The organism is Streptomyces pseudogriseolus, assembly GCA_002154585.1.
GTDB lineage: Bacteria > Actinomycetota > Actinomycetes > Streptomycetales > Streptomycetaceae > Streptomyces > Streptomyces pseudogriseolus.
The window spans coordinates 449-702 of sequence record MUNG01000702.1 but is presented as its reverse complement, the minus strand read 5'-3'; the positions used below and the strand labels follow the sequence as shown (position 1 = coordinate 702).

At 76.4% G+C, this 254-nt stretch carries 1 protein-coding gene; it reads right to left on the bottom strand.

Annotation, left to right across the window (positions count from 1 at the left end):
• Positions 1 to 254 (bottom strand): IucA/IucC family C-terminal-domain containing protein (locus CCN29_RS36730; RefSeq protein ID WP_442538691.1); only part of this gene is annotated, 254 nt, incomplete at both ends.

The window sequence follows — 254 nt, the reverse complement described above, 5'->3', positions numbered from 1 at the left end:
GGGTGGGGGCGGTCAGCAGGGCGGGGATCTCGGGGAGGTCGTGGCGGGCCAGTTCGGCGCGGACCGCCGGCCAGGGGTCGAGGCCGGGGTGGTGGTCGGCGAGGGCGGCGGCGATCTCCATGAGGTGGTTGACGACCAGGCAGTACACCAGCCGCTCCCACCCGGCCTCCCGTGTCACCGTGGGCGGCCCGTCGGGGCGGTGCGGGGACGGGAGCAGCTTCACGCCCTCCGCGTCCCGGAAGAGGGCCTGCACG